This window comes from Streptomyces sp. NBC_01176, assembly GCF_045039825.1.
In the GTDB taxonomy this organism is placed as follows: domain Bacteria; phylum Actinomycetota; class Actinomycetes; order Streptomycetales; family Streptomycetaceae; genus Streptomyces.
Genome location: NZ_CP108600.1, coordinates 6,154,176 through 6,179,910, shown reverse-complemented (window position 1 = coordinate 6,179,910; position 25,735 = coordinate 6,154,176). Strand labels below are relative to the sequence as shown.

The 25,735-nt window shown below is 72.1% G+C and carries 23 protein-coding genes; 12 read left to right on the top strand and 11 right to left on the bottom strand.

The annotated features are described in order from the left end of the window. Positions 1 to 86: 86 nt before the first annotated feature. The 3 genes from OG199_RS26675 to OG199_RS26665 form a co-directional block, all read right to left on the bottom strand. Positions 87 to 2,381 (bottom strand): ATP-dependent RecD-like DNA helicase, encoded by a 2,295-nt coding sequence (locus OG199_RS26675; RefSeq protein WP_405831609.1) that lies wholly within the window; start codon positions 2,379 to 2,381, stop codon positions 87 to 89. A 75-nt stretch (positions 2,382 to 2,456) separates the two neighbouring features. Beyond that, positions 2,457 to 2,657, bottom strand: coding sequence for a DUF397 domain-containing protein (locus OG199_RS26670; protein WP_401804001.1), 201 nt, complete (start codon positions 2,655 to 2,657; stop codon positions 2,457 to 2,459). Positions 2,658 to 2,665: 8 nt separating this feature from the next. After that, positions 2,666 to 3,502, bottom strand: a complete 837-nt coding sequence (locus tag OG199_RS26665) for a helix-turn-helix domain-containing protein (protein WP_401804003.1) — start codon at positions 3,500 to 3,502, stop codon at positions 2,666 to 2,668. 204 nt (positions 3,503 to 3,706) lie between these two features. Between OG199_RS26665 and OG199_RS26660 the strand changes: the two genes are divergently transcribed. From OG199_RS26660 to rbsD, 6 genes are all read left to right on the top strand, one after another. Then, positions 3,707 to 4,111, top strand: coding sequence for an ATP-binding protein (locus OG199_RS26660; RefSeq protein ID WP_356798844.1), 405 nt, complete (start codon positions 3,707 to 3,709; stop codon positions 4,109 to 4,111). Between the two features lie 223 nt (positions 4,112 to 4,334). Next, entirely contained in the window at positions 4,335 to 5,426 is a 1,092-nt protein-coding gene (locus tag OG199_RS26655) for a LacI family DNA-binding transcriptional regulator (RefSeq protein WP_405831607.1), read from the top strand. Beyond that, positions 5,423 to 6,979: a sugar ABC transporter ATP-binding protein gene (locus OG199_RS26650; RefSeq protein ID WP_356798840.1), complete on the top strand. Its 1,557-nt coding sequence runs from the start codon at positions 5,423 to 5,425 to the stop codon at positions 6,977 to 6,979. Before OG199_RS26655 ends, OG199_RS26650 begins: the two co-directional genes overlap by 4 nt. Beyond that, positions 6,969 to 8,921, top strand: a complete 1,953-nt coding sequence (locus tag OG199_RS26645) for a substrate-binding domain-containing protein (protein WP_405831605.1) — start codon at positions 6,969 to 6,971, stop codon at positions 8,919 to 8,921. The genes OG199_RS26650 and OG199_RS26645 overlap by 11 nt, the downstream gene beginning before the upstream one ends. An 83-nt stretch (positions 8,922 to 9,004) precedes the next feature. Further along, positions 9,005 to 9,904: a ribokinase gene (locus OG199_RS26640; protein ID WP_356798836.1), complete on the top strand. Its 900-nt coding sequence runs from the start codon at positions 9,005 to 9,007 to the stop codon at positions 9,902 to 9,904. Next, positions 9,901 to 10,290 (top strand): D-ribose pyranase, encoded by a 390-nt coding sequence (rbsD, locus tag OG199_RS26635; protein ID WP_356798834.1) that lies wholly within the window; start codon positions 9,901 to 9,903, stop codon positions 10,288 to 10,290. Before OG199_RS26640 ends, rbsD begins: the two co-directional genes overlap by 4 nt. A 44-nt stretch (positions 10,291 to 10,334) precedes the next feature. On the opposite strand, the gene OG199_RS26630 is transcribed toward rbsD, so the two are convergent. The 3 genes from OG199_RS26630 to OG199_RS26620 form a co-directional block, all read right to left on the bottom strand. Then, entirely contained in the window at positions 10,335 to 11,267 is a 933-nt protein-coding gene (locus OG199_RS26630; RefSeq protein WP_405831604.1) for a hypothetical protein, read from the bottom strand. A gap of 207 nt (positions 11,268 to 11,474) precedes the next feature. Then, complete coding sequence (locus tag OG199_RS26625; protein ID WP_405831603.1) at positions 11,475 to 11,888, bottom strand: hypothetical protein; 414 nt, start codon at positions 11,886 to 11,888, stop codon at positions 11,475 to 11,477. A gap of 339 nt (positions 11,889 to 12,227) precedes the next feature. Further along, positions 12,228 to 13,232, bottom strand: coding sequence for an ArsR/SmtB family transcription factor (locus OG199_RS26620; protein ID WP_401804019.1), 1,005 nt, complete (start codon positions 13,230 to 13,232; stop codon positions 12,228 to 12,230). Positions 13,233 to 13,586: 354 nt separating this feature from the next. On the opposite strand from OG199_RS26620, the gene OG199_RS26615 reads away from it, so the two are divergent. Next, on the top strand, positions 13,587 to 14,018 hold the full coding sequence (locus OG199_RS26615) for a DUF937 domain-containing protein (protein WP_405831602.1): 432 nt from the start codon (positions 13,587 to 13,589) through the stop codon (positions 14,016 to 14,018). Positions 14,019 to 14,106: 88 nt separating this feature from the next. Here the strand turns inward: OG199_RS26615 and OG199_RS26610 are convergent, their stop codons facing one another. From OG199_RS26610 to OG199_RS26600, 3 genes are read right to left on the bottom strand one after another with little or no spacing between them, the layout of a single operon-like run. After that, on the bottom strand, positions 14,107 to 14,904 hold the full coding sequence (locus OG199_RS26610) for a sugar phosphate isomerase/epimerase family protein (protein ID WP_405831600.1): 798 nt from the start codon (positions 14,902 to 14,904) through the stop codon (positions 14,107 to 14,109). Positions 14,905 to 14,963: 59 nt separating this feature from the next. After that, positions 14,964 to 16,115 (bottom strand): dihydrodipicolinate synthase family protein, encoded by a 1,152-nt coding sequence (locus tag OG199_RS26605; protein ID WP_356798825.1) that lies wholly within the window; start codon positions 16,113 to 16,115, stop codon positions 14,964 to 14,966. Beyond that, the gene (locus OG199_RS26600) at positions 16,112 to 17,263 is read right to left on the bottom strand and encodes a Gfo/Idh/MocA family protein (protein WP_405831598.1); all 1,152 of its coding nucleotides are present in this window, start codon (positions 17,261 to 17,263) and stop codon (positions 16,112 to 16,114) included. Before OG199_RS26600 ends, OG199_RS26605 begins: the two co-directional genes overlap by 4 nt. 320 nt (positions 17,264 to 17,583) lie before the next feature. Here OG199_RS26600 and OG199_RS26595 point away from each other — a divergent pair, with 320 nt between their 5' ends. Beyond that, the gene (locus OG199_RS26595) at positions 17,584 to 18,633 is read left to right on the top strand and encodes a LacI family DNA-binding transcriptional regulator (protein WP_356798821.1); all 1,050 of its coding nucleotides are present in this window, start codon (positions 17,584 to 17,586) and stop codon (positions 18,631 to 18,633) included. 374 nt (positions 18,634 to 19,007) lie between these two features. On the opposite strand, the gene OG199_RS26590 is transcribed toward OG199_RS26595, so the two are convergent. Continuing rightward, entirely contained in the window at positions 19,008 to 20,435 is a 1,428-nt protein-coding gene (locus tag OG199_RS26590) for an alkaline phosphatase family protein (protein ID WP_405831596.1), read from the bottom strand. A 387-nt stretch (positions 20,436 to 20,822) separates the two neighbouring features. On the opposite strand from OG199_RS26590, the gene OG199_RS26585 reads away from it, so the two are divergent. From OG199_RS26585 to hemC, 3 genes are all read left to right on the top strand, one after another. Then, complete coding sequence (locus OG199_RS26585) at positions 20,823 to 21,776, top strand: GNAT family N-acetyltransferase (protein WP_405831594.1); 954 nt, start codon at positions 20,823 to 20,825, stop codon at positions 21,774 to 21,776. 28 nt (positions 21,777 to 21,804) lie between these two features. Then, complete coding sequence (locus OG199_RS26580; RefSeq protein ID WP_356797490.1) at positions 21,805 to 22,605, top strand: sugar phosphate isomerase/epimerase family protein; 801 nt, start codon at positions 21,805 to 21,807, stop codon at positions 22,603 to 22,605. Positions 22,606 to 22,796: 191 nt separating this feature from the next. After that, the gene (gene hemC, locus OG199_RS26575; RefSeq protein ID WP_356797488.1) at positions 22,797 to 23,732 is read left to right on the top strand and encodes a hydroxymethylbilane synthase; all 936 of its coding nucleotides are present in this window, start codon (positions 22,797 to 22,799) and stop codon (positions 23,730 to 23,732) included. A gap of 55 nt (positions 23,733 to 23,787) precedes the next feature. On the opposite strand, the gene OG199_RS26570 is transcribed toward hemC, so the two are convergent. Next, positions 23,788 to 24,708, bottom strand: coding sequence for an EamA family transporter (locus OG199_RS26570; RefSeq protein WP_356797486.1), 921 nt, complete (start codon positions 24,706 to 24,708; stop codon positions 23,788 to 23,790). 88 nt (positions 24,709 to 24,796) lie between these two features. Here OG199_RS26570 and OG199_RS26565 point away from each other — a divergent pair, with 88 nt between their 5' ends. Next, positions 24,797 to 25,714 carry a LysR family transcriptional regulator gene (locus OG199_RS26565; RefSeq protein WP_401804037.1) on the top strand — a complete coding sequence of 306 codons (918 nt, stop codon included), beginning with the start codon at positions 24,797 to 24,799 and terminating at the stop codon, positions 25,712 to 25,714. Positions 25,715 to 25,735 lie beyond the last annotated feature (21 nt).

Sequence of the window (25,735 nt, the reverse complement as noted above, 5' to 3'; positions counted from 1 at the left end):
TTTGATCGATCATTTTTTTGGGAGACCCGGCCGAGCGGTCCGGACGGGGCCGTGCCCGGGGACCGGCCGGAACCGGTCAGGGCCGGTCAGGGCCGGTGGGCCGGTTCCGGCGCGGGCACGTGGGACAGGGGGCGGCCCGCGAGACGGAAGGCCAGGGCCGTACCGCGCCTGCCGGCCGACACCGTGCGGACGGCCTGGCCGATCGCCTTGCGGGAGCCGACGAGGACGACCAGCTTCTTGGCGCGGGTGACCGCCGTGTAGAGGAGGTTGCGCTGGAGCATCATCCAGGCCCCCGTGGTGACCGGGATCACCACCGCGGGGTACTCGCTGCCCTGGGAACGGTGGATCGTCACCGCGTACGCGTGGGCTAGCTCGTCCAGTTCGTCGAAGTCGTACGGAACCTCCTCGTCCTCGTCCGTCAGCACCGTCAGACGCTGTTCGACCGGGTCGAGCGAGGTCACGACGCCCACGGTGCCGTTGAAGACACCGTTCTGGCCCTTCTCGTAGTTGTTGCGGATCTGGGTGACCTTGTCGCCGACGCGGAAGACCCGGCCCCCGAAGCGCTTCTCGGCGAGCTCGGGACGCGCGGGCGTGATCGCCTGCTGGAGCAGGCCGTTGAGGGTGCCCGCGCCGGCCGGCCCCCGGTGCATCGGCGCCAGCACCTGCACGTCCCGGCGCGGGTCCAGCCCGAACTTGGCCGGAATCCGCCGCGCCACCACGTCCACCGTGAGCCGCCCGGTCTCCTCGGTGTCGTCCTCGACGAAGAGGAAGAAGTCCTTCAGTCCGTCGGTGACCGGGTGCTGCCCGGAGTTGATCCGGTGCGCGTTCGTCACCACCCCGGACTGCTGGGCCTGGCGGAAGATCCGGGTCAGGCGGACCGACGGGACGGGGCCGCCCTCGGCGAGCAGGTCCCGCAGGACCTCGCCCGCGCCCACGCTGGGGAGTTGGTCGACGTCTCCCACGAACAGGAGGTGAGCGCCCGGCGGCACCGCCTTGGCCAGCTTGTTGGCGAGCAGCAGGTCGAGCATGGAGGCCTCGTCCACGACCACCAGGTCGGCGTCCAGCGGCCGGTCCTTGTCGTACGCCGCGTCCCCGCCGGGCTTCAGCTCCAGCAGCCGGTGCACCGTCGAGGCCTCGGCGCCCGTCAGCTCGGCGAGCCGCTTGGCCGCGCGGCCCGTGGGCGCGGCGAGGACCACCTTCGCCCGCCTGGCGCGCGCCAGTTCGACGATCGAGCGGACCGTGAACGACTTCCCGCAGCCGGGGCCTCCGGTGAGCACGGCGACCTTCCTGGTCAGCGCCAGCCGTACGGCCTCCTCCTGCTCGGGCGCCAACTCGGCGCCCGTACGCCCCTTGAGCCAGGTCAGCGCCTTGTCCCAGGCCACGTCCCGGAATCCGGGCATCCGGTCCTCGTCGGCGCGCAGCAGCCGCAGCAGCTGTGCGGAGAGGGAGAGTTCGGCGCGGTGGAAGGGCACCAGGTAGACCGCCGTCACCGGCTCGCCACCGTCGGGACCGGGCACCTTCTCGCGTACGACGCCGGGGTCCGCGTCGTCCTCCGGGGGTGCCGCGAGTTCGGCCAGGCACTCGATGACCAGGCCCGGGTCCACCTGGAGGAGCTTCACCGCGTCCGCGATCAGCCGCTCCTCCGGGAGATAGCAGTGCCCCTGGTCGGTGGACTGCGAAAGGGCGTACTGGAGGCCCGCCTTGACGCGCTCGGGGCTGTCGTGCGGAATGCCGACGGACTGGGCGATCCTGTCGGCGGTGAGGAAGCCGATGCCCCAGACGTCGGCGGCCAGGCGGTAGGGCTGGTTCCTGACCACCGAGATCGACGCGTCGCCGTACTTCTTGTAGATGCGGACGGCGATCGACGTCGACACCTCGACGCTCTGGAGGAAGAGCATGACCTCCTTGATCGCCTTCTGCTCCTCCCAGGCGTCGGCGATCTTCTTCGTCCGCTTGGGCCCGAGGCCGGGGACCTCGATGAGCCGCTTCGGCTCCTCCTCGATGATCCGGAGCGTGTCCAGCCCGAAGTGCTGCGTGATGCGGTCGGCGAAGATCGGGCCGATGCCCTTGACCAGGCCGGAGCCGAGGTAGCGGCGGATGCCCTGGACGGTGGCCGGGAGGACCGTCGTGTAGTTCTCCACCGTGAACTGCTTGCCGTACTGCGGGTGGGAGCCCCAGCGGCCCTCCATCCGGAGCGACTCGCCGACCTGCGCGCCGAGCAGCGCGCCGACGACGGTCAACAGGTCCCCGGCGCCCCTGCCGGTGTCGACACGGGCGACCGTGTAGCCGCTCTCCTCGTTCGCGTAGGTGATCCGCTCCAGCACGCCTTCGAGGACGGCCTGGTGCCGTTCGCCTGTGGGAGTCCCCGCCTGGTGAGCCATGATCCGACGGTACCGGTGGGGACCGACAGGGGGGACCCTGCCCAGGGGCGCCGTCGAGGGGACACCCCCGACCGCTCACCGCCGCCGGGCGGGCCCCCCGGGTACCTGCTTCAGGGATTCGAGGAAGGCGGTGAAGGTGGGGGTGGGGAAGGTGAGGGTGGCCCGGGCGGGGGTCTTGGAGTCGCGGACGGCCACGTCGGTGTCCGTGGTCGCGATCTCCACGCACTCGTTGCCGTCTCCCGGGCCCGAGTAGGACGACTTCCGCCAGTTGTCCATGTGGTTCCTCATAGCTCTTTCGTCAGCCGGTGGATGAACTCGCGCGACTGTCCGGGGTCGAGTGACGCGCCCTCCACCTTACGGAAGCTCGTTCGATATGTGTCGAGCTGGGCTTCGGAATCGAGGAAGGCCGAACCGTGCAGCGCGTCGCGGACCACTGTGTCCAGCCTGGGCAGCGGGCCGCCCACGTACGTCATCGTGCCCGAGGCTCCGGCGAAGCCGTCCAGGTCCAAGGGGATGACGCGCACGGTGACGTGGTCGGCCTCGGAGAACTCAACCAGTCGGGTCAGTTGGGCCCTTGAGGTGGCACGGTCGCCGACTCTGATCCGAAGCGCCGCCTCGTGGATCACGGCCTCATACGGGATGGTGACCTGCTGACGCGCCTTTCGGTGCTGGATGCGCACCTCGATCTCGTCGCTGGTGAGTTCGGGCAGCCGGGACGAGAAGACCGCACGGGAGTAGTCCTCCGTCTGCAACAGTCCCGGTACGTACAGGATGGCCACGTGGCGCTGAAACCGGGCGTGGTGCTCCAACTCGGACAGGTCCAGGAATGACGTGGGGAGCAGGCCCCGGTACTCCTCCCACCAACCCCGCGTGCGGTCGATGGCCATCGCCACCAGAGCGTCGATGAGCTCCTCATCGGTACAGGCATAGTGCGAGGCGAAGCGGCGCAGTCGCTGCTCGCTCACACCCACGAGCCCTGCTTCGATCTGGCTGATCTGGACGCGACTCGTACCGAGCAGGGCAGCCGCCTCGGTGGCGCTGAGTCCCGCTGCCTCGCGGAGCCTGCGCAGTTCGGTGGCCAGGCGCATCTGACGCGCTGTCGGTTCGCGCCTCAGGACCATCTCGCTCCTCGGTTCAACACGCTTGCTGATGCGACTCGTTCGAGGGGCAGATTACGCGATCGACTTGCCCCGGATTAATTGTTAGCCGTACCGTCGGTGACGCAACACACACGCAGCGGAAGCGCACCGCTCCGTCCTGCCATGACGGATGCAGCAATGCCACCGTGCGTGCATTTCCCCCACAGTCACCGGAGTTGATGACGCATGCCCGAAGCATGGGAGTACACCCTCACCATCCCCAACGACCTCCGCGCGGTCACCGTCAGCCGCCGCACCCTCCGGCTGATCCTCACCGCCCACGGCCTGATCCGCCTGGTCGATGTCGCCGAGCTGCTCGCCAGCGAGCTGGTCTCCAACGCCGTACGGCACACGAAGGGACCGGCCGCCCTGCGGGTGCGCTGGGCGCCGCCGGGCACCCTGCGGCTCGGAGCGTGGGACGCCAACCCCGAACCGCCGGAGCCGCCACGGTCGCTGGACCGGTTCGCCGAACGGGAGGAGGGGCGGGGGTTGGCGCTGGTGCAGGCGTGCTCGGACCTGTGGGGCTGGCAGCCGTTGTCCAGGTTCGGCAATCGGGGCAAGTACGTGTGGTGCGAGCTGGCCGCGGCGTGATCCTCGCCCCGCCGCCGCCCGAGAGGCCCGGCGAGCGGGGAACCCCTCCGGAGCCCGCCCACGGGTGCCGCCGGCCGTCCCGCCGACCCTCCCGCGACGCCGGTGGGACCCGGATCACGTTCATCACGATCCGGTCTCAGAAGGCCTTTGGACCCTTGCCGGAAAGCCGTGTAATCGATTCCAATCCTCCGTGTAATCGATTCCACGAGGAGGTGGGGCGGTCATGGCGAGCATCAAGGATGTCGCCGCGGAGGCGGGTGTGTCCGTCGCCACGGTCTCCCGTGTGCTGAACGACCACCCGTCGGTCAGCCCGGACGCACGCACCCGAGTGCTGACGGCCGTGTCGAACCTGGGCTACCGCCCGAACGCCGTCGCCCGTTCGCTGCGCACCGACCAGACGCGCACCCTCGGCCTGGTCATCAGCGACGTGCTCAACCCGTACTTCACCGAATTGGCCCGCTCCGTCGAGGAGGAGGCCCGCGCCCTCGGCTACAGCGTGATCATCGGCAACGCCGACGAGCGGCCCGAGATCGAGGACCACCACGTACGGACCCTGCTGGACCGGCGCATCGACGGGCTGCTGGTCTCCCCCACCGACGGCGGCTCCCCCGGGATGCTGGACGCGGCGCGCGCGGGCACCCCGATGGTCTTCGTGGACCGCTGGATCGCCGGCGTGGACGTGCCCGTCGTACGGGCGGACGGACGCACGGCCGTACGTGACCTCGTGGCCCATCTGCACGGTCTCGGGCACCGCCGGCTCGCCATCATCGCGGGCCCGGCGGCGACCACCACCGGCAGTGAGCGCGTGGCGGCTTTCCGGGACGCGCTCGCCGCCCACGGCATCGCCCTGCCGGACGCCTACATCGGACAGGGCGACTTCCAGGCCGAGAGCGGGCGCCACGCCACTGAACGGTTCCTGGACCTGGCCGAACCGCCCGAGGTCGTGTTCGCCGCCGACAACCTGATGGCGCTCGGCGCGCTGGACGCCGTCCGGGCACGGGGGCTGCGGGTGCCCGAGGACATCGCGCTCGCCGCCTTCGACGACATCCCGTGGTTCGTGCACACCGATCCCCCGATCACCGCGATCGCCCAGCCGACCGGCGAGCTGGGACGGGCCGCCGTACGCGCGCTCGTCGACCGGATCGAGGGGCGCCCACCGCAGTCCGTCACCCTCCCCGCCCGTCTCGTCGTCCGCCGCTCGTGCGGCGAGCCGCCCCCGGTGCGGACGACCCCCGTACAACCGCCCCCCACCCAACCGACCCCACCAGAGACGACCCCCGCACAGCAGTCCCCCGTACAAAGGAGCCAGTCGTGAGCAACCAGGACGAGTTGCTGCGCATCGAGGGCATTCGCAAGACCTTCCCCGGCGTGGTCGCGCTGGACAGCGTGGACTTCGATCTGCGCCGCGGCGAGGTGCACGTGCTGCTCGGCGAGAACGGCGCCGGCAAGAGCACGCTGATCAAGATGCTCTCCGGCGCCTATCAGCCCGACTCCGGGCGCGTCCTCGTGGACGGCGAGGAGGTGCGCATCCACGGCGCGCAGGACTCCGAGCGCCTCGGGATCGCGACCATCTACCAGGAGTTCAACCTCGTTCCCGATCTGACGGTCGCCGAGAACATCTTCCTGGGACGGCAGCCGCGCCGCTACGGTCTGATCGACCGCGGCACGATGGAGACCGAGGCCGCCGCACTGCTCGAACGGGTCGGCGTGAACGTGTCGCCGCGCGCGCGGGTGCGTGAACTCGGCATCGCGCGCCTCCAGATGGTCGAGATCGCGAAGGCGCTGAGCCTGAACGCGCGCGTCCTGATCATGGACGAGCCGACCGCGGTGCTCACCTCCGAAGAGGTCGAAAAACTCTTCGTCATCGTGCGCCAGCTGCGCGAGGACGGGGTCGGCATCGTCTTCATCACCCACCACCTGGAGGAGATCGCGGCCCTGGGGGACCGGGTCACGGTCATCCGCGACGGCAAGAGCGTCGGCCAGGTGCCCGCGACCACGCCCGAGGACGAACTCGTCCGCCTCATGGTGGGCCGGTCGATCGAACAGCAGTATCCGCGCGAGCGCCCCGAGGCCGGGACCGAGGCCGGAACCGGTGCCGGCACCGCGTTGCTGACCGTCGAGGGGCTGACCCGGGACGGCGTCTTCCGCGACGTGAGCTTCGAGGTGCGGGCCGGCGAGGTCGTCGGCATCGCCGGGCTCGTGGGCGCAGGCCGTACGGAGGTGGTCCGCGCGGTCTTCGGCGCCGACCCCTACGACAAGGGCGCCGTGAAGGTCGCCGGCGCCGAGCTGCGCCGGCACGACGTGAACGCGGCGATGCGGGCCGGCATCGGGCTCGTCCCCGAGGACCGCAAGGGCCAGGGGCTTCTCCTCGACGCCTCCGTGGAGGAGAACCTCGGCCTGGTCACCATGCGGGCCGCCACCCACGGCGGACTCGTCGACCTCAGGGGTCAGCGGGTGGCCGCCGCGCGGATCGCCGAGCAACTCGGCGTCCGGATGGCGGGCCTCGGCCAGCACGTACGCACCCTGTCCGGCGGCAACCAGCAGAAGGTCGTCATCGGCAAGTGGCTGCTGGCCGACACCAAGGTGCTCATCCTCGACGAGCCGACCCGCGGCATCGACGTCGGCGCCAAGGTCGAGATCTACCAGCTCGTCAACGAACTGACGGCCGCGGGCGCGGCCGTCCTGATGATCTCCAGCGATCTGCCCGAGGTGCTCGGCATGAGCGATCGGGTGCTGGTGATGGCCCAGGGCCGGATCGCGGGCGAACTGTCCGCGGCCGAAGCCACGCAGGACTCCGTGATGGCACTCGCCGTCAGCACACCGACCACCAACTCCGAAACCGCTGTGGAGGGCTCCCGTGGCCACTGACACGCTCAAGAGCACATCGGGCGCGAGTGGCGCCTCGGCGGTCCGCCGCCTCCTGCTCGACAACGGAGCGCTCACCGCGCTCATCGCCCTCGTCATCGCGATGTCGGCACTGTCCGGCGACTTCCTGACGACGGACAACCTGCTCAACATCGGCGTCCAGGCGGCCGTGACCGCCATCCTCGCCTTCGGCGTGACCTTCGTCATCGTCTCGGCGGGCATCGACCTGTCGGTCGGCTCGGTCGCCGCGCTCTCCGCCACCGTGCTCGCCTGGACGGCGACCTCGGAGGGCGTCCCGGTCTGGATCGCGGTGATCCTCGCGGTCGCCACCGGCATCGCCGCCGGCCTGGTCAACGGCGTGCTCATCTCGTACGGGAAACTGCCGCCGTTCATCGCGACGCTCGCCATGCTCTCGGTGGGCCGCGGCCTGTCCCTGGTGATCTCGCAGGGCAGCCCGATCGCCTTCCCCTCCTCGGTCTCGCACCTCGGTGACACCCTCGGCGGCTGGCTGCCCGTCCCGGTCCTGGTCATGGTCGTCATGGGCCTGATCACGGCCGTGATCCTCGGCCGTACGTACATCGGCCGCTCCATGTACGCCATCGGCGGCAACGAGGAGGCGGCCCGTCTCTCCGGCCTGCGGGTGAAGAAGCAGAAGCTCGCGATCTACGCCCTGTCGGGTCTGTTCGCGGCCGCCGCGGGCATCGTGCTCGCCTCCCGGCTCTCCTCCGCGCAGCCGCAGGCCGCGCAGGGCTACGAGTTGGACGCGATCGCCGCGGTCGTCATCGGCGGTGCCTCGCTCGCGGGCGGCACCGGCAAGGCGTCCGGCACGCTGATCGGCGCGCTGATCCTCGCGGTGCTGCGCAACGGCCTCAACCTGCTGTCCGTGTCCGCCTTCTGGCAGCAGGTCGTCATCGGTGTCGTGATCGCGCTCGCGGTGCTGCTCGACACGGTGCGGCGCAAGGCCGGGGCGACCCCGGCGCCCGCGGGAGCCGGTACACCGGGCAACCGGGGCAAGCAGGCCGCGACGTACATCATCGCGGCCGTGGTCGCGGCGGCGATCGTCGGCGCGATGTCCTTCCTGCACACCGACTCCTCCTCGACGGCGTCGAAGAAGGTGGGCCTGTCCCTCTCCACGCTGAACAACCCCTTCTTCGTCCAGATCAAGGCGGGCGCGCAGCAGGAGGCGAAGAAGCTCGGTGTGCACCTGACGGTCACCGACGCGCAGAACGACGCCTCCCAGCAGGCCAACCAGTTGCAGAACTTCACCAGTTCGGGCCTCGGTTCGATCATCGTCAACCCGGTGGACTCGGACGCCGCGGGCCCGGCGGTCCGCTCGGCGAACAAGGCCGACATCCCCGTCATCGGTGTCGACCGGGGCGTGAACAAGGCGAACACGGCCGCGCTCGTCGCCTCCGACAACATCGCGGGCGGCAAGCTGGGCGCCAGGGCGCTGGCCGAGAAGCTGGGCGGCAAGGGCAAGATCGTGATCCTTCAGGGTCTGGCGGGCACGTCCGCGAGCCGTGAGCGGGGCGCGGGATTCGCCGAGGGCCTGAAGGCCTACCCCGGCATCAAGGTCGTCGCCCGGCAGCCCGCGGACTTCGACCGCACCAAGGGCCTCGACGTGATGACGAACCTGCTCCAGGCGCACCCCGACGTCCAGGGTGTCTTCGCCGAGAACGACGAGATGGCGCTCGGCGCGATCAAGGCGCTCGGTTCCAAGGCCGGCAAGTCGGTCTCGGTCATCGGCTTCGACGGCACCCCCGACGGGCTGAAGGCGGTCAAGAACGGCACGCTGTACGCCTCCGTGGCCCAGCAGCCGACGGAGCTCGGCCGGATCGCGGTGGAGAACGCGCTGAAGTCCGCCGAGGGCAAGAAGGTCGAGAAGACCGTGATGGTGCCGGTGAAGGTGGTCACGGCGCAGAACGTGGCCGGGTTCACCGGCTGAACCGACCGGCGACGGGGCGGCCCGGCGGTCCACGCGACCGGCCGGCCGCCCCGACTCACCTCAGCTACACAGGGAGACAGTTCATGTACGACTACGACCTGCTGGTCGTGGGCTCGGCCAACGCGGACCTGGTGATCGGGGTCGAACGGCGGCCCGCGGCCGGTGAGACGGTGCTCGGCTCCGACCTCGTCGTCCACCCCGGCGGCAAGGGCGCCAACCAGTCGGTCGCCGCCGCCCGCCTCGGGGCCCGTACGGCCCTGCTGGCCCGGGTCGGCGACGACGCGCACGGCCGGCTGCTGCTCGACTCGCAGCGGGCGGCCGGCGTCGACACCGCGGGGGTGCTCGTCGGCGGCGCACCCACCGGCGTGGCGCTGATCACGGTGGACCCGTCCGGGGACAACAGCATCGTGGTCTCCCCGGGCGCGAACGGCCGGCTGACACCCGAGGACGTCCGGGCGGCCACGCCTCTCGTGCGGGCCTCCCGGGTGGTCTCGGCACAGCTGGAGATCCCGTTGGAGACGGTCGCGGAGGCCGTACGGACACTCGCGCCCGGCAGTCGTTTCGTACTGAATCCGTCGCCGCCGCGGCCGCTGCCCGCCGAGGTGTTGGCGGCTTGCGATCCGCTGATCGTGAACGAGCACGAGGCCCGGGTGGTGCTCGGCGACGGTGCGGGCCCGGAGCCCGAGGACTGGGCGACGGCCCTGCTCGCCCTGGGCCCGCGCTCGGTGGTCGTCACGCTGGGCGCGCGGGGCGCACTGGTGGCGGACGCGGACGGTGCCGTGCGGGTGCCGTCCGTGCGGGTGGAGACCGTGGACACGACCGGTGCGGGGGACTCGTTCACCGCGGCGCTGGCCTGGCGGCTGGGGCTCGGCGAGCCACTGTCCGTCGCCGCCGCGTACGCGGCCCGGGTGGGTGCCGTCGCCGTCACCCGGCCCGGTGCTCAGGAGTCCTTCCCGACCGCCGAGGAGGTCGAGTCGTTGTGAAGAGAGCCGGAATTCTGAACCGTCATCTGGCGGGCGCCCTGGCCGAACTGGGCCATGGGCACGGGGTGCTGGTGTGCGACGCGGGCATGCCGATACCGGACGGGCCGCGCGTCGTGGACCTGGCCTTCCGGGCCGGGGTGCCCTCGTTCGCCGAGGTGCTCGACGGGCTGCTCGCGGAGCTGGTGGTGGAGGGCGCCGTGGCCGCGCGCGAGGTCCACGGGGCGAACCCGGCGGCCTCCGCGCTGCTGACCGCCCGCTTTCCCACGCTGGAACTGGTCCCGCACGAGGAGCTGAAGACGCTGTCGGCGGGCGCGCGGCTGATCGTCCGCACGGGGGAGGCACGGCCGTACGCGAACGTGCTGCTGCGGTGCGGGGTGTTCTTCTAGACGCCGGTGCCGGACCGGACGTGGTGCCGGACCGGACGGTTGGGCTACGGAGCCGGGAAGACGAGCCGCAGACCGTGCTCCCGCGCGGCCCGGTGGAGTGCCGGGACGATGGTCGCGCGCAGGGTGCGGACCTCGGCGGCGTGGTCGGCGAGGAAACGGGCGCGCAGCCGTAGACGGGCCGGTTCGCGGACGGCCTCGACGGGGCGCATGCAGTCGGCGTACGCACTGCCGAGGGCGCGATCGACGGCGGGCAGCCGGTCGGGGGCGGCGGTCTGTTCCTGGATGTCGGCGAGGGCGAAGAAGCCGTTCTCGTCGCGGACCCGGATCCCGTGCCCGGCCAGGCAGCCGGGCAGGGTGCGCAGTGCCTCCCGCACGGCGGGATCGCGGCGCAGGGGGACGAGGGTGTCGAACCACCGGCCCTGGAGGGCGGCGTAGGTGTCGCGCAGCGCCGTGGCGGCGGCCGTCCCCTCGGTGACGCAACGGCGCGCGGCGGCCGAAGCGCCGGAACCATCGCCGGACCCACCACCGTCACCGCTCACGCTCGCACCAGACGTAGCGGCGCCGGTCGTCACCGGTCCCGGTACGGCGGCGGGTACCGCGGCGCTCTCGCTCATCCCGTGCCGGGCGACGAAATCCAGGTCGGGGAGCTCGTAGTAGCGGATGAACGTGAGCGGGGCCCGCGCGGGAAGAGCCGTCCCGTGGTCCCGCGCGCACGACGCGGCGACGGCCCGCGCCTCCTGCCGTACGAAGACGTCCAGCCCCTGGGTCCAGCGGGTCTCGACGCCGGTCGCGGGCAGGACCATGCGGACCGGGTCGTCCGGCAGGGCGGCGCTGAGGCGGGCGGCGGCCACGCGTGCCGCCGGGGCCGGGGCCGACGGCGGGGCGGGGTCGGCCGAGCAGGCCGCGGTGAGCAGAGCGGCGACGGCCAGGACCCCGCCCCTGACCGGGAACCGGCGCCTGCCATCCGTCTCGGCCAAACGCACCATCCGAATCACTCCCCCCCCGCCTCCCCATCTCCTCCGCGGTCCCCCGTGTCCTGTCCCCGTGTCCCCCGCCCCTGGTCCCCTGTCCTCCGACCCCGGTCTCGCCCGTCGGCCCCCTGCCCCGGGCGGGGATGCCGTCGGCCCGCGCCGATGACATCCCCGCGGGACAGGAGACCGGGGCGGCGAACGCTCCGCTCCCGGTCAGTGGGTGATCTTGACGGAGTCGCCGCCGTCGAGCTGGCTCGCCACCGTGAACGGGGTGTTGTCGGAGACGTCGGTGCACAGCCAGTACGTGGAGTCGTTGACGCTGTGGCTGCCGTCGGAGGCCCAGACGTAGCCCTTGCTGCAGGTGTGCCAGACGCCGCTGGAGTTGCGCAGCCGGCCGGCGTAGTAGTCCCCGTACGGGGAGGTCGAGTCGTCCGAGTAGGTGAGGTTGAGGTCGCCGCAGCTGCTGGTGGCGGACTTGTTGCGGATGGTTCCGACGCCTTCGTTGCCCCCGGTGGTGAGCGTCGAGGTCACACAGGCCTGTGGGGCGGCGGAGGCCGCGGGAGCGAGCGTCAGACAGGTCGCGGCGGAGACGAGCGCGAGCGCGCCGGCGCCGATGGCTCTGTTCATGCTTCCCCTTTTCGGTGTTCCGGTTGTTCCGGTTGTTCCGGTGTTCCGGTTGTTCCGGTGTTCCGGTTGTTCCGGTGTTCCGGTGTTCCGGTGTTCGGTCGTGCCGTCGCTCGTGCACACGACGGTGGGTCCGGACGGACAGTGGCTGCCGCGCCCGGGGTGCACGCCACAGACGCTCGCAGAGCCGGCCCGTGCGGACCACGACCTTCGACCGGGCTCGAAAGTGCCCGGCCCGGCGGCGGAGTCCCTTGCTCCGGCGGTGACCGTGCGGCCGGTGGGGCCGGTGGGACGGTCCGGGGCGCGTTTCGCCTGCCGCGGACCGTGGGTCATGACCGGAACTCAGTGCCGGACCGCCGGGCCCCCCGGGGTCACCGGTCTCCGGCGGAGCAAGGCCGCCCCCAGCGGGGTGAGGGTGTGCAGCACGGTGTTGTGCCACCGCCTGCTGGTGATCAGCCCCGCGTCGCGCAGCACCGTGGTGTGGTGCGTGGCGGTGGAGGGCGAGACCCCGAGGAAGCGGGCCAGCTCCGAGGTGGTGGCGCCCAGGGCCAGGGACCGCAAGGCGGCGGCGCGGGTCCCGCCCAGCAGCGCGGCGAGGGGGGCGTCGGCGGCCGGCCCGGCGGCGGGCGGCCGGGAGGTGTGCAGGGGGTAGATCAGCACCGGTCGCAGGGTGTCGTCGGCCATCGAGATCGGCGACTGCCAGCAGAAGTACGACGGGACCAGGCGCAGCCCTCGGCCGCCGAGATACAGGTCGCGGTCCTCCACGTAGTCGACGTGGAGGACGGGTGGATGCCAGCGCATGACCGGCGACAGACCGGCGAGCAGCCCGTCGATGCCGGTGTCGAGGGTCTGGCGGGCCCGCAGCGCGCGCTCCCCGGCGATCCCCGCGCAGATGCGGTCGTGGTGCGGCGCGATGACCGCTTCGTGATAGGCGCGCAGAGCCTTGACGAGCTCCTCGCGGGTGTCGCGTTCGACCAGCCGGGGTGCCCAGGACGGGGCTCCGCTGAGCCGGTCCAGCAGACCCACCTCGTGGGCGACGCGGGCGGGCGGGGTGTCGACGATCGCCGCCAGTCCCCGGTCCAGCCCGTCGACGGCCTCGTACGGGGTGAGGAAGTCGGGGAGGTACAGCGCGCGGGGCAGGACCGGGACGAGCAGCCGGCGGACCGCCGCGCCGAGCCCAGTGCCCGCGAGGGTGTCCCGGGTGGTGCGGTACCAGTCGGCGTACGCCCAGCGCCCGCGCGTGGTCTGGAGCCTGTGCAGGCTACAGGTGATCTCCCAGAGCGGGTCGGGGGTGCCCGCCACCCGGATACGGGTGAAGTCCTCGGGCGTGAAGTGGATGCGCAGCACGGGATCCGCCCCCCGAATCGACCGTCGTCCGGCTCAGGGAGCAGCGTGGGCGTCCGCCGTCACGCGGGCAACGGTGGATTCAGCCGCTCCCCGTGGGGCACGGTCCGTGCACCGGTCCCGGCCATGGGCGGAGGCGGGGACACGAGCGGAGGCCGGAATGCTTCGAGGGGGCCCGGTCCGTCGACCGGGCCCCCTCGCGTTCCCCTCCGTATCAGAACCCCCGCGATCCCCCCAGATCCCCCCTCCAGAAGTCCTGATGCCAAGTACGACCCACCAGGTGCGGGGAGGGTTGTACGGACTTCCGGGATTTTTTTCGGCGCGCCGACCGACCGGGGTGGACGTAGCGTTTGCGGCATGAACGAGGAGCCACTCCAGAAGGATGTGCTCGACGCGCTCGACGACGCCGGGCTCCAGGAGATCGCGGGTCTGCTCGGCACGGACGCGGCCGGAGCGCGCGAGGTCGTCGGTACGACGGTGTCGGAGTTCTCCGGAGGCCTCCAGGACCGTGCGGTCACGGATCCCGGTGAGGTCCAGCAGGCCTACGCGGAGGCGCAGGAGGCCCCGCTGAGCGGTGTGGCCACCCTGGGCGGCATGGGCGGCCTGGGCGGCATGGGGACCGGCGGCCTGATGGGCGGCCTGCTCGCCCGCATCAGCAGGCCGGTCGCGAACGCGGTCGCCAGGAAGACGGGGCTGCCTCCGGCGACGGTGGCCCGGGTGATCGACCTGGTGATCCCGGTGCTGCTGTCGGTGCTGACCAGGCGGGCCGCCCGCGGTACCCGGAAGTAGCCTCCGCACGCTCCGGCGACGGGCGGCCGGCGCCACCCCGCGCGGCTGCCCACCACCGGCTACCGACTACCAGCCACTTGCCGCCCGGCTACCCGGCATGCTCCACGAACCGTGCCACCGTCTCCGCCAGCACCTCCCGCCCGTCTCGGGCCCAGAGCCCGTCGTTGAACAGCTCGACCTCGATGGGACCGGCGTAGCCCGCCGCCTCCACGTACCCCCGCCACTCCCGCATGTCGACGGTCCCGTCGCCGATCTGGCCGCGGCCGTTGAGGACGCCCTCGGGCAACGGGGTGATCCAGTCGGCGAGTTGGAAGGTGTGGATACGTCCGGACGCCCCCGCGCGAGCGATCTGGGCGGGTGCGGTGTCGTCCCACCAGATGTGGTACGTGTCCACGGCGACGCCCACCTGGTCGGCGGGGAAGCGTTCCGCGAGGTCCAGGGCCTGGGCGAGGGTGGAGACGACACAGCGGTCGGCGGCGTACATCGGGTGGAGGGGCTCGACGGCCAGCCGGACGCCGCGTCCGGCGGCGTACGGCCCCAGCTCCGCCAGCGCGTCGGCGATGCGCTCACGGGCGCCGCGCAGGTCCTTCGACCCGGCGGGAAGTCCGCCGGAGACCAGGACCAGCGTGTCGGTGCCGAGCGTCGCGGCCTCGTCGACCGCCGCCCGGTTGTCGTCCAGGGCGCGGGCGCGTTCGGCGGGCTCGATCGCCGTGAGGAACCCCCCGCGGCACAGTGTCGTCACCGACAGCCCCGCGTCCCGCACGAGCCTGGCGGTCGCCTCGATGCCGTAGGACCGGACCGGCTCCCGCCACAGCCCCACGCCCGGGACGCCGAACTCCGCGCAGGCACGGACCAGTTCGGGGATGCTGAGCTGCCTGACGGTCATCTGGTTGATGCTGAACCGCTCAAGGACGTCGCCTGCCGGCCGCACCGGGCCGACCGGGATCACTGGTCCACCCCGTACAGCGCGAGCAGGTTCTTGATCCGGGTCTCCGCCAGGGCCGGGTCGGGGAACAGCCCCAGTCCGTCGGCCAGTTCGTACGCACGCCCGAGGTGCGGGAGGGAGCGGGCCGACTGCAGGCCGCCCACCATCGTGAAGTGCCCCTGGTGTCCGGCGAGCCACGCCAGGAGGACGACTCCCGTCTTGTAGAAGCGGGTCGGCCTCCGGAAGAGGTGACGGGACAGCTCGACGGTGGGATCGAGCAGGCCACGGAATCCCTTCACATCACCCGTGTCGAGCACCCGCACCGCCTCGGCCGCCAGCGGCCCCAGCGGGTCGAAAATGCCCAACAGGGCATGGCTGAAGCCCTGTTCGTCGCCCGCGATCAGCTCCGGGTAGTGGAAGTCGTCGCCCGTGTAGCAGCGGACCCCGTGCGGGAGCCTGCGGCGCAGGCCGACCTCGCGCCGGGCGTCGAGGAGGGAGACCTTGATGCCGTCGACCTTGTCGGGACGGGCCGCGATCACCTCCAGGAGGACGTCCGTCGCCGCGTCCAGGTCGTTCGACCCCCAGTAGCCCTCGAGCGCCGGATCGAACATCGGGCCCAGCCAGTGCAGGACCACCGGCCGGGAGGCCTGGCGCAGGAGATGTCCGTAGACGTCGAGGTAGTCCTCGGGGCCCCGCGCGGCGGCGGCCAGGGCCCTCGAGGCCATCAGGACGGCCTGCGCGCCGCTCTCCTCGACGAGCGCGAGCTGCTCCTCGTACGCGGCGCGGACCTCCGCCAGGGAGCCGGCGGTGATCTGGTCGGTCCCCACTCCGCACGCGATCCGGCCACCGACCGCCTTCGCCTCCGCCGCCGACCGGCGGATGAGTTCGGCCGCGCCGGACCAGTCCAGGCCCATCCCGCGCTGCGCGGTGTCCATCGCCTCGGCGACACCGAGGCCGTGGGACCACAGGTGGCGGCGGAAGGCGAGGGTGGCGTCCCAGTCGACGGCGGCGGGTGAGTCGGGGGACACGTCGGCGTACGGGTCGGCGACGACGTGCGCCGCCGAGAAGACCGTACGGGAGGTGAAGGGCGGCCCGGTGGTGAGGGCCAGGGGCTCGGCGCGGGGCTCGTACAGCCGCACCCCGCCCGCCGGGTCCGGCAGTCGGACGGTCACAGCGAGATCTCCGGCACGACGAGACGGCGGCCCTCGGCCGAGGACTTCAGGCCCAGCTCGGCGAGCTGCACGCCGCGGGCGCCGGCCAGGAGGTCCCAGTGGTAGGGCGCGTCGGCGTAGACGTGCCGCAGGAACAGCTCCCACTGGGCCTTGAAACCGTTGTCGAACTCGGCGTTGTCGGGGACCTCCTGCCATTGGTCGCGGAAGGAGTAGGCGGCCGGGATGTCGGGGTTCCAGACCGGCTTGGGAGTGGCGGACCGGTGCTGGACACGGCAGTTGCGCAGTCCGGCGACAGCCGACCCTTCCGTCCCGTCGACCTGGAACTCGACCAGTTCGTCACGGTTGACGCGCACGGCCCAGGAGGAGTTGATCTGGGCGACGGCACCGCCCTCCAGCTCGAAGACGCCGTACGCGGCGTCGTCGGCCGTGGCGTCGTACGGCTTGCCCTGCTCGTCCCACCGCTGCGCGACGTGGGTGGCGGTGAGCGCCTGGACGGAAGTGACCCGGCCGAAGAGCTCGTGCAGGACGTACTCCCAGTGCGGGAACATGTCGACGACGATGCCGCCGCCGTCCTCGGCGCGGTAGTTCCAGGAGGGACGCTGGGCGGACTGCCAGTCGCCCTCGAAGACCCAGTAGCCGAACTCCCCCCGTACGGACAGGATCCGCCCGAAGAAGCCGCCGTCGACCAGGCGCTTGAGCTTCAGCAGCCCCGGGAGGAACAGCTTGTCCTGCACGACCCCGTGCTTGACGCCCTTCGCGTGGGCGAGCCTGGCCAGCTCCAGGGCGCCGTCCAGGCCGGTGGCGGTCGGCTTCTCGGTGTAGACGTGCTTGCCGGCCGCGATGGCCTTCCGGATGGCCTCCTCGCGGGCGGAGGTGACCTGCGCGTCGAAGTAGAGGTCGACGTCCGGGTCGGCGAGGACCGCGTCCACGTCCGTCGACCAGTGCTCCAGCCCGTGCCGCTCGGCGAGCGTCCTCAGGGCGTGCGCACGGCGTCCGACGAGGACCGGCTCGGGCCACAGCACCGTGCCGTCGCCCAGATCCAGGCCGCCCTGGTCGCGCAGGGCGATGATCGAGCGGACGAGGTGCTGGCGGTATCCCATGCGTCCCGTCACGCCGTTCATGGCGATACGCACCGTCTTGCGTGTCACGTCTTCCCCTTCGTACGCGGGTTCCGCGCCGCGTACGCCCCCCACTGACGAGCGTGACAGCAAGCGCTTTCTATCCTAGGGAGAAGCTAGCCTCTGTCCAGCCGATCGGACAAGACCACGCGGATGACGAGATGTTCGACCGCCCGGACGGCTGGACTTGGGGGCGCGGGCACGATCGGATGGACCCGCACGTGGCGGGCGTACACGGGTGCGGGGGTGTGTGCGACGCCTGGCCGCGCGCCTCGGCGCCCCGGCTCCTCGCACCCGCCTGTTTGACAGCACGACGACGACAACGCGACGCGTGACCGGAGGACGACGAGATGACCGTGACCCTGGCGGACGTGGCGGCGCGGGCGCAGGTCTCGCCGGCGACCGTGTCCCGGGTGCTGAACGGGAACTATCCCGTCGCGGCGTCCACGCGCGAGCGGGTGCTGCGCGCGGTGGACGACCTGGACTACGTACTGAACGGGCCCGCCAGTTCACTGGCCGCCGCCACCTCCGACCTGGTCGGGATCCTGGTCAACGACATCGCCGACCCGTTCTTCGGGATCATGGCGGCCGCGATCCAGTCGGAGATCGAGGGCCCCGGGGGGCGTGCGGGCGGGGAGCGGCTGGGGGTGGTGTGCAACACCGGTGGCATCGCGGAGCGTGAGCTGACGTACCTCACACTGCTGCAGCGGCAGCGCGCCGCGGCGGTCGTGCTGACCGGCGGCGCCGTCGAGGACGCGCCGCACGCGGCGGCGGTCGCGGCGAAGCTGCGCAAGCTCGGGGACGCGGGGACCCAGGTGGTCCTGTGCGGTCGTCCGCCCGCGCCGGACGCCCCCGGGGCGATCGCGCTCACCTTCGACAACCGGGGTGGCGGGCAGCGGCTCACCGAGCATCTGATCGGACTCGGGCACCGGCGGATGGGGTACATCGCCGGGCCCGAGGAGCGGACCACGACCCGGCACCGACTGGAGGGGCACCGGGCCGCGCTCGCCGCGCACGGGATCGAGGACGATCCGCGGTGGACCGTGCACGGGCGCTACGACCGTCGTTCCGGGTACGAGGCGACGGTCGAACTCCTGCGCAGGGAGCCGGGGCTGACGGCGGTCGTCGCCGCGAACGACACCGTCGCGCTCGGCGCGTGTGCGGCGTTGCGCGACGCGGGGTTGCGTATTCCGGACGATGTGTCGGTCGCCGGGTTCGACGATCTGCCGTTCAGTGTCGACGCGGTGCCGGCGCTGACGACCGTGCGGTTGCCGTTGTCGGAGGCGGGGGCGCGGGCGGGGCGGGTGGCGATGGGCCGTGAAGAGGCTCCCCCCGGGGGGATCGCCACGGTGCGGGGGGAGTTGATGGTGCGGGGGTCCACCGGGGTGCCCAGGGCTTGAGGCACCCCGGTCCTCTTGCCGGGCGCCGCCCCACCACCCAAACGGTTCCTCGCCCCAGCCGCCCCTACCCGACCCATCCCGTACCTGAGGGCTCCGCCCCCAGACCCCCGCCAAGGGGCTGCCGCCCCCTGGACCCCCGCTTCGCCCGAAGGGCTCGTCCTCAAACGCCGGACGGGCTGAAAAACCACACCGCACTCCCGTACCCGACGACGCACGGAAGGGGCCGTGCCGGTGTGTCGCAGGCCGTCGCTTACGTTCGGATCGAGCAGCGGCTCGCCCACCCGGCCCACGCCTGATCCAGCGGCGACGGCCTCGACACACCGGCACGGCCCCGACCCACCCACCGCGGACCACAAAGCGGCACCGGCAACCGCTCACACGTGCGGCCGCCGCCCCCGCTCCTGGTGCGGGAAGGACTGGTCGGCACCGGGAAGCGTCGGCTTCGGCAGCGTCGCCACCTCCTCCTTCGCCTTCTCCAACTGCTCCGCCGTGTCGTCCGGCAACCGCGGCGCACGCGGCCGGGAGTCGGAGAAACGGAACGCGGACGTCAGGTCACCGAACGCCGACCGCCGCCACTCACTGACGTTGGGCTCCTCGACCCCCGTGAACCGCTCCAGGAACTGCAGCGCCGACGTGTGGTCGAACGACTCCGTCGCCACCCAGCCCCCCACCGTCCACGGCGAGACGATGATCGCGGGCACCCGGAAACCACCCCCGATCGGCAGTCCCTGCACGAACTCGTCGGCCGTCCCCGCCGTCGGCGTGGGCGGCGGCACATGGTCGAACAGGCCGTCGTTCTCGTCGTAGTTGAGAATGAACGCCGTCTTCCGCCACACCTTCGGGTTCGACGCGATCGCCTCGATCTTCGAGGCGACGAAATCCGCACCCGCCGCGGGCAGATAGTCCGGGTGCTCCGACTGGTAGCTGGTCGGCATGATCCACGACACCGCCGGCAGCCGGTCGTTGCGGGCGTCGTCCTCGAACGTCCCCTCCGGCTGCGGCCGCACCCCCCGCTCGTACAGGTCGGATCCCGGCTGCGCGGCGCGGAAGTTCGCGAACTGCTCCAGCATGTTGCAGCCGTAGTCGTCGTCCTGCTGGTACACCTTCCAGCTGATTCCGGCCCCCTGCAGCCGCTCCGCGTACGTCGTCCACCGGTACGGCGTCGGCGCCTTGTTGACGAGGACCGGGCCGCCCTGGGTACCGCCCGGGTCGATCGTCCCCGTCATCCAGTAGAGCCGGTTGGGCCAGGTGGGTCCGAACACCGAGCAGAAGTAGTTGTCGCAGATGGTGAACGTCTCGGCGAGCGCGAACTGGAACGGGATGTCCTCGCGGGTGTAGTACCCCATCACGTACGGACCGTTCGCCCCGTCCGCCTTGCGGTGCGCCGGCAGCCACTGGTCCATCCTGCCGCCGTTCCACGCCTCGTGCTGCACCGCCCACGCATGGCTCGTGGAGGGGATGGCCTGGGCGCTGGACGTGTGCGTGTCGAGGTGGAAGGGGAGCAGGTACCCCTTCGGGTTCACGGCATCGGGCTGGTAGAAGACCGACCGGCCGGTGTCGAGCTTCAGCGCGTGGGGGTCGGCGAATCCCCGGACGCCGGACAGCGTGCCGAAGTAGTGGTCGAAGGACCGGTTCTCCTGCATCAGCATGACGACGTGCTCGATGTCGCGGAGCGAACCGTGCCGGGGCGGTCCGGCCGCGACGGCCTTCTGGACGCTCGGCGGGAGGAGGGAGAGTGCCGCGGCGCCGCCCAGCGCGCCGGCGGCCGAACCCAGGAGTCTACGACGGGTCAACTCGGCCATTGCTGCTCCTTCTTGAGACTTCGTCAGCTCTCCGGAGTCGAACTGCGGGGCACGCCGGGGCGCCCCCGCCGTTTCACTCTCCTAGGGGTTTCCGGGGGTTGGCAGAGGCGCGCGATGAACTTGTGGCCAACGCGCGGAAAGGGGTTGGCCAAGCCATGACCCCGGTCGCCGGAACGTCGCCCCGCCGTCGCCGGAGCTTGGCCGCCTTCACCTGGACTCCACGACCGCCGGACACGTCCGCCCCGTGGACTCCACCTCACCAACGCCCGTACGCTCGACCCGTCACCTCTGACTGGGTCAACCGTCCCCACCCCTCCCCCGATCCGCCCGCACCGCCCGCACCGCCCGCCCAGAGCCGAAAGCCAGAGCCGACATCCGGGGTTGACCATGACCGTCCAGGACATCCGCTCCTTCAACCGCTTCTACACGAACGTCATCGGCGCACTCGACTACGGCCGCCACCTCTACGCCCCGTACACCCTCACCGAGTCACGCGTGCTGTACGAGCTCGCGCACTCCCCGCACACCGACGCCGCCGACCTCCGTGGCGAACTGTCCCTGGACTCCGGGTACCTGAGCCGGATCCTGAGCAAGTTCGAGCAGGACGGCCTGATCGAACGGGCGCCCTCGGAGCGCGACCCGCGCCGCCGCCGGATCACACTCACCGAGCGCGGCCGGGAGACCGCGGCCGTCCTGGACGAGCGCTCCCGGGAATCCGTCGGAGCCCTCCTGGCGACCGTCCCGGCCGGCGACCGCCCCCGCCTCGCCGAGGCGATGCACACCGTGCGCACCCTCCTGTCCTCCCACCGCCTCCGCCCCGCTCCGGATGCGCGCCGCCACCGCGAGGACGTCGTGCTGCGCGAGCCCGTCCCCGGCGACCTCGGCTGGATCGTGCAGCGCAACGCCGCGCTGTACGCCGCCGAGTACGGCTGGAACACCGACTACGAGGGTCTGGTCGCCCGGATCGTCGCGGACTTCGCCGAGGACCACGATCCGCACCTGGAGCGGGCCTGGATCGCCGAGCTGGCCGGGCGGCCGGTGGGATGCGTGATGTGCGCGCGGGACGACGCCCCGGGAACGGCCCGGCTGCGGCTGCTCCTCGTCGAGCCGGACGCCCGCGGCCTCGGCATCGGCGACCGGCTGGTCGAGGCGGTCGTCGGTTTCGCGCGGGACGGCGGCTACCGGGACCTCGTCCTGTGGACCAACGACGTCCTGACCTCGGCCCGCCACATCTACCAGCGCCACGGTTTCTCCCTCGTCGCCGAGAAACCGCACCGCTCCTTCGGCGCGGATCTCGTCGGTCAGGACTGGCGGCTGGATCTGCACGGCTCCCCCGGATGATCCGGAGTGCCGGGTAGGGTCCCGGTCCATGAAGCTGGCCTTCTCCACGCTCGGCGTGCCCGGGCTCCCCGTCCCCGATGTCGTACGACTCGCCGCCGCGCACGGCTATCACGGCGTGGAGCTGCGCGCGCACCCCGAGGAACCGGTGCACCCCGGGCTCGGGCCGGCCGAGCGGGCCGGGGTGGCCGCCGCGTTCGAGGCGGGCGGTGTCGAGATCATGGGCCTGGCCGGGTACGCGCGGGTGGCGGCGCCCGGTGACGACGCCCGCGTCGTCACCGAGATCCGCGAACTCCTGGACCTGGCGCGGGACCTGTCGGCCCCCTTCGTCCGTGTCTTCCCGGGCGCGAGCGCCGACCAGAGCGCCGAGGAGGCCGACGCGACGGCGGCGCGACGGCTCGGCACGGCCGCGGAGTACGCCGCCGACCTGGGCGTACGCATCCTGCTGGAGACCCACGACTCGCACCGCACCGGCGCGGACGCGATGCGGATCCTGGGCCTGGTCGGCCATCACCACGTGGGCGCGCTGTGGGACGTCATGCACACCTGGCTCGGCGGCGAGGAGCCGCCGTCGACGTACGCGGCCCTGTGCACCTACCTCGGCTATGTGCAGGTCAAGGACATCGCGTCCGCCGAGGACACCACCCCGCTCCCGCTGGGCGCGGGTGTCCTGCCGCTCGCGGAGTGTGTGGAGCTGCTCTCCCGGGAGGGCTGGGACGGCTGGCTGTGCTGGGAGTACGAGAAGCGGTGGTACGAGGCCGCCGCGCCGCTCCCGGGACTGCTGGGTCCGGGCCGGGACCATCTCGCGCGGCTGCTGAACGAGTCGGCGTAGGCCCGCGCCGGCCCTCCGGGCCCGGCACCCGACCGCCCCGCGCGGGCCGGCACCGCACCCCGTCGCGGCACCCCTCGCCGCCCCCGGGCGCCCCACTCGTGTCCGAGGACCACCGCACCGTCTCCCCGCCACCACCTGGGGCGATCGCCCTACCCCCCACTGACCCCCGGCAAACCGCTATCGTGGTCGGCATGTCGGCCCCGGAACTGATCCGCATCGTCTCCCGCGACTCCCCCATGGCCCTGGCCCAAGTGGAGCGCGTACGCGCCGAGTTGAGCGCGCTCCGCCCAGAGATCCGCACCGAGGTGGTCCCGGTGAGGACCACCGGCGACAAGTGGATGGGCGACCTGTCCAAGGTCGAGGGCAAGGGCGCGTTCACCAAGGAGGTCGACGCGGCGCTGCTGGCCGGCGAGGCCGACCTCGCGGTGCACTGCGTGAAGGACATCCCCGCGGACCGCCCGCTGCCCGCGGGGACGATGTTCGCCGCCTTCCTGGCCCGGGACGACATCCGCGACGCGCTGATCCACCCCGCCGGTCTCACCCTCGACGAGCTGCCGCAGGGCACCCGGATCGGCACCTCCTCCGTGCGGCGCGTCGCCCAGCTGGCCGCCTCGCACCCGCACCTGGAGTGTGTGCCGTTCCGGGGCAACGCCAACCGCCGGCTGGAGAAGCTGGCGGCGGGTGAGGCGGACGCGCTGCTGCTCGCGGTGTCCGGACTCGAACGCATCGGCCGCACGGACGTGATCAGCGAGATCCTGTCGCCCGAGACGATGATGCCGCCGATCGGCGCGGGCATCCTGGCCCTCCAGTGCCGCGAGGGCGACACGGACCTGATCGAGACGATCAGCGACCTCGGCGACCCGGACACGCACCGCGAGGCCACCGCGGAGCGCATGTTCCTGCACGTGCTGCAGGGTCACTGCAACTCACCGATCGCGGGCTACGCGAAGGTCGGCGGCGGTGGCGAACTGTCGCTGCGCGCGTGCGTGTTCACTCCGGACGGCAAGACGGTCCTGAACGCGCACGAGTGGGCGGGCCGTCTCGACGCCGCGACCCTCGGCACCTCGGTCGCCGTCGCCCTGCTGCGCCAGGGGGCCCGCGAGCTGATCGACGGCATCCCGCACTGACCGACCGGCACCCACCGATTGGGCCCGGACCCGGGGATGCCGACCACGGCCACGCTCACGCGGGCTCCCCGATCCGGTCCCGTGCCGGTCCGTCCGCCGGGCGGACCAGCGCGCGGGGCGTCCGTGCGGGCGCCAGGGAGGTCAGGGCCACCCCTCCCACCAGCAGCGCCGCCGCTCCCCAGCGCAGTGGGCCGATCGACTCGCCCAGGAACAGGGCCGCGGACGACATGCCGAAGACCGGAACCAGCAGGGAGAAGGGCGCGACGGTGGACGCGGGGTGGCGGTGCAGCAGCCACCCCCATGCCCCGAAGCCGAGGACGGTCGTGATCCAGGCGACGTAGACCACGATTCCGGCGCTCCGCCAGTCGAGGGCGCGCAGCGCGTCGAGGTCTCGGGCCGGACCCTCCGTCAGCAGCGAGAGCCCCAGCAGCGGCAGTACCGGGACGGTGCTCACCCACACCATGAAGTTGAGGGAGTCGGGCGGGGACGCCCTGCGGGTGAGGACGTTCGACACGCCCCAGCAGGCCGCCGCCGCGATCACCAGCGCGAAGGCGCCGAGCGGGCCGCCGGTGCCCTCGTCCACGGCGGCCAGGCCCACCCCGCACAGCGCCACCGCCATGCCCGTGAGCCGTACACCGGTGGGCCGTTCACCCAGGACGACATAGGCGATCAGGGCCGTGAAGACGGCCTGGATCTGGAGGACGAGGGACGACAGGCCGGCCGGCATCCCGGCGTCCATGCCGATGAAGAGCAGTCCGAACTTGGCGACGCCCAGGACCAGTCCCACCGCCACGATCCACTTCCACGCGACCTTGGGCCGCCCCACGAAGAACACCGCGGGCAGCGCGGCCACCAGGAAGCGCAGCGCCGAGAAGAGCAGGGGCGGGAAGTGGCCGAGGCCGACCTCGACGACGGTGAAGTTCACACCCCAGACGGCGGCGACGAGGACGGCGAGACAGATGTGGGCGGGTCGCATGGGTCGAGGATCACGCCCGCGAACCGTTAAGCACCAGCGAATCCTGCTGCATGGTTGGATGAAGCATTCCTGATGAAAGGGGCGGCCCGTGCTCGATCTCCAGCGTCTGCGTGCCCTGCACGCCGTCTCCGTGCACGGCACGGTCGGCGCCGCCGCGGCCGCGCTCGGGTACACGCCCTCCGCCGTGTCCCAGCAGATCGCCAAACTGGAGCGGGAGACCAGGACCGTACTTCTCGAACGGCGCGGACGCGGTGTGCGGCTCACCGAGCAGGCCCTTCAACTGGCCTCCACCGCGCAGCAGTTGATGGCCATCGTGGAGCGGGCCGAGACCGATCTCGAGGAGCGGCGCGGGGTGCCCGCGGGCCGGCTGGACCTCGCCGCGTTCGCCAGCGCGGCACGCGGGCTGCTGCCCGCCGTACTGGCCGACCTGGCCGTCCGGCATCCGGCCCTCGACGCCCGGCTCACCGAGATCGACCCCCATCTCTCCGTGGACCTGGTCGCCAAGGGCGCCGTCGACATGGCCGTCGCGCACGACTGGGACATCGCGCCGCTCCCCGCTCCGCCGGGCGTGGAGCAGGCGGTGATCGGGGACGACCTGTGCGACCTCCTCGTGCCCGCCGGGCATCCCTTCGCCGGGCGGGCGTCCGTGCGGCGGGAGGAGCTGGCCGGCGAACGATGGATCTGCCAGCCGCCCGGCCGGGTGTGCCACGACTGGCTGGTGCGCACCCTGCGTGCGGCGGGCTGCGAGCCGGACATCGTCCACCAGGCGGACGAGAACCCGACCCTCGTCGCCCTGGTCGCGGCCGGGCTCGGTGTCGCGCTCCTCCCCCGGCTCGGGCGTGGCGCGCTTCCCGGCGGGGTGGTGGAGGTGCCGCTCGACCCGATGCCCGTACGGCGGCTGTACGCGGTGTGGCGCACCGGCGCGGCACGGCGTCCGGCCATCGCGGAGACAGTCCGCACCCTTCGGTCCCACTGGCCCTCGGCGTCCCGGCACGACGCCCCGTGAGCAGCGCCTCGGCGCCTCACC

Bases quoted from the DNA above. Each gene is read 5' to 3' on its own strand.
- OG199_RS26585 (WP_405831594.1), top strand. From the start codon at position 20,823: ATGACCGTCCAGGACATCCGCTCCTTCAACCGCTTCTACACGAACGTC.
- OG199_RS26640 (WP_356798836.1), top strand. From the start codon at position 9,005: ATGTACGACTACGACCTGCTGGTCGTGGGCTCGGCCAACGCGGACCTG.
- OG199_RS26590 (WP_405831596.1), bottom strand. From the start codon at position 20,435: ATGGCCGAGTTGACCCGTCGTAGACTCCTGGGTTCGGCCGCCGGCGCG.
- OG199_RS26610 (WP_405831600.1), bottom strand. From the start codon at position 14,904: ATGACCGTCAGGCAGCTCAGCATCCCCGAACTGGTCCGTGCCTGCGCG.
- OG199_RS26655 (WP_405831607.1), top strand. From the start codon at position 4,335: ATGGCGAGCATCAAGGATGTCGCCGCGGAGGCGGGTGTGTCCGTCGCC.
- OG199_RS26670 (WP_401804001.1), bottom strand. From the start codon at position 2,657: ATGGACAACTGGCGGAAGTCGTCCTACTCGGGCCCGGGAGACGGCAAC.
- OG199_RS26615 (WP_405831602.1), top strand. From the start codon at position 13,587: ATGAACGAGGAGCCACTCCAGAAGGATGTGCTCGACGCGCTCGACGAC.
- hemC (WP_356797488.1), top strand. From the start codon at position 22,797: ATGTCGGCCCCGGAACTGATCCGCATCGTCTCCCGCGACTCCCCCATG.
- OG199_RS26570 (WP_356797486.1), bottom strand. From the start codon at position 24,708: ATGCGACCCGCCCACATCTGTCTCGCCGTCCTCGTCGCCGCCGTCTGG.
- OG199_RS26660 (WP_356798844.1), top strand. From the start codon at position 3,707: ATGCCCGAAGCATGGGAGTACACCCTCACCATCCCCAACGACCTCCGC.
- OG199_RS26580 (WP_356797490.1), top strand. From the start codon at position 21,805: ATGAAGCTGGCCTTCTCCACGCTCGGCGTGCCCGGGCTCCCCGTCCCC.
- OG199_RS26675 (WP_405831609.1), bottom strand. From the start codon at position 2,381: ATGGCTCACCAGGCGGGGACTCCCACAGGCGAACGGCACCAGGCCGTC.
- OG199_RS26595 (WP_356798821.1), top strand. From the start codon at position 17,584: ATGACCGTGACCCTGGCGGACGTGGCGGCGCGGGCGCAGGTCTCGCCG.
- OG199_RS26625 (WP_405831603.1), bottom strand. From the start codon at position 11,888: ATGAACAGAGCCATCGGCGCCGGCGCGCTCGCGCTCGTCTCCGCCGCG.
- OG199_RS26665 (WP_401804003.1), bottom strand. From the start codon at position 3,502: ATGGTCCTGAGGCGCGAACCGACAGCGCGTCAGATGCGCCTGGCCACC.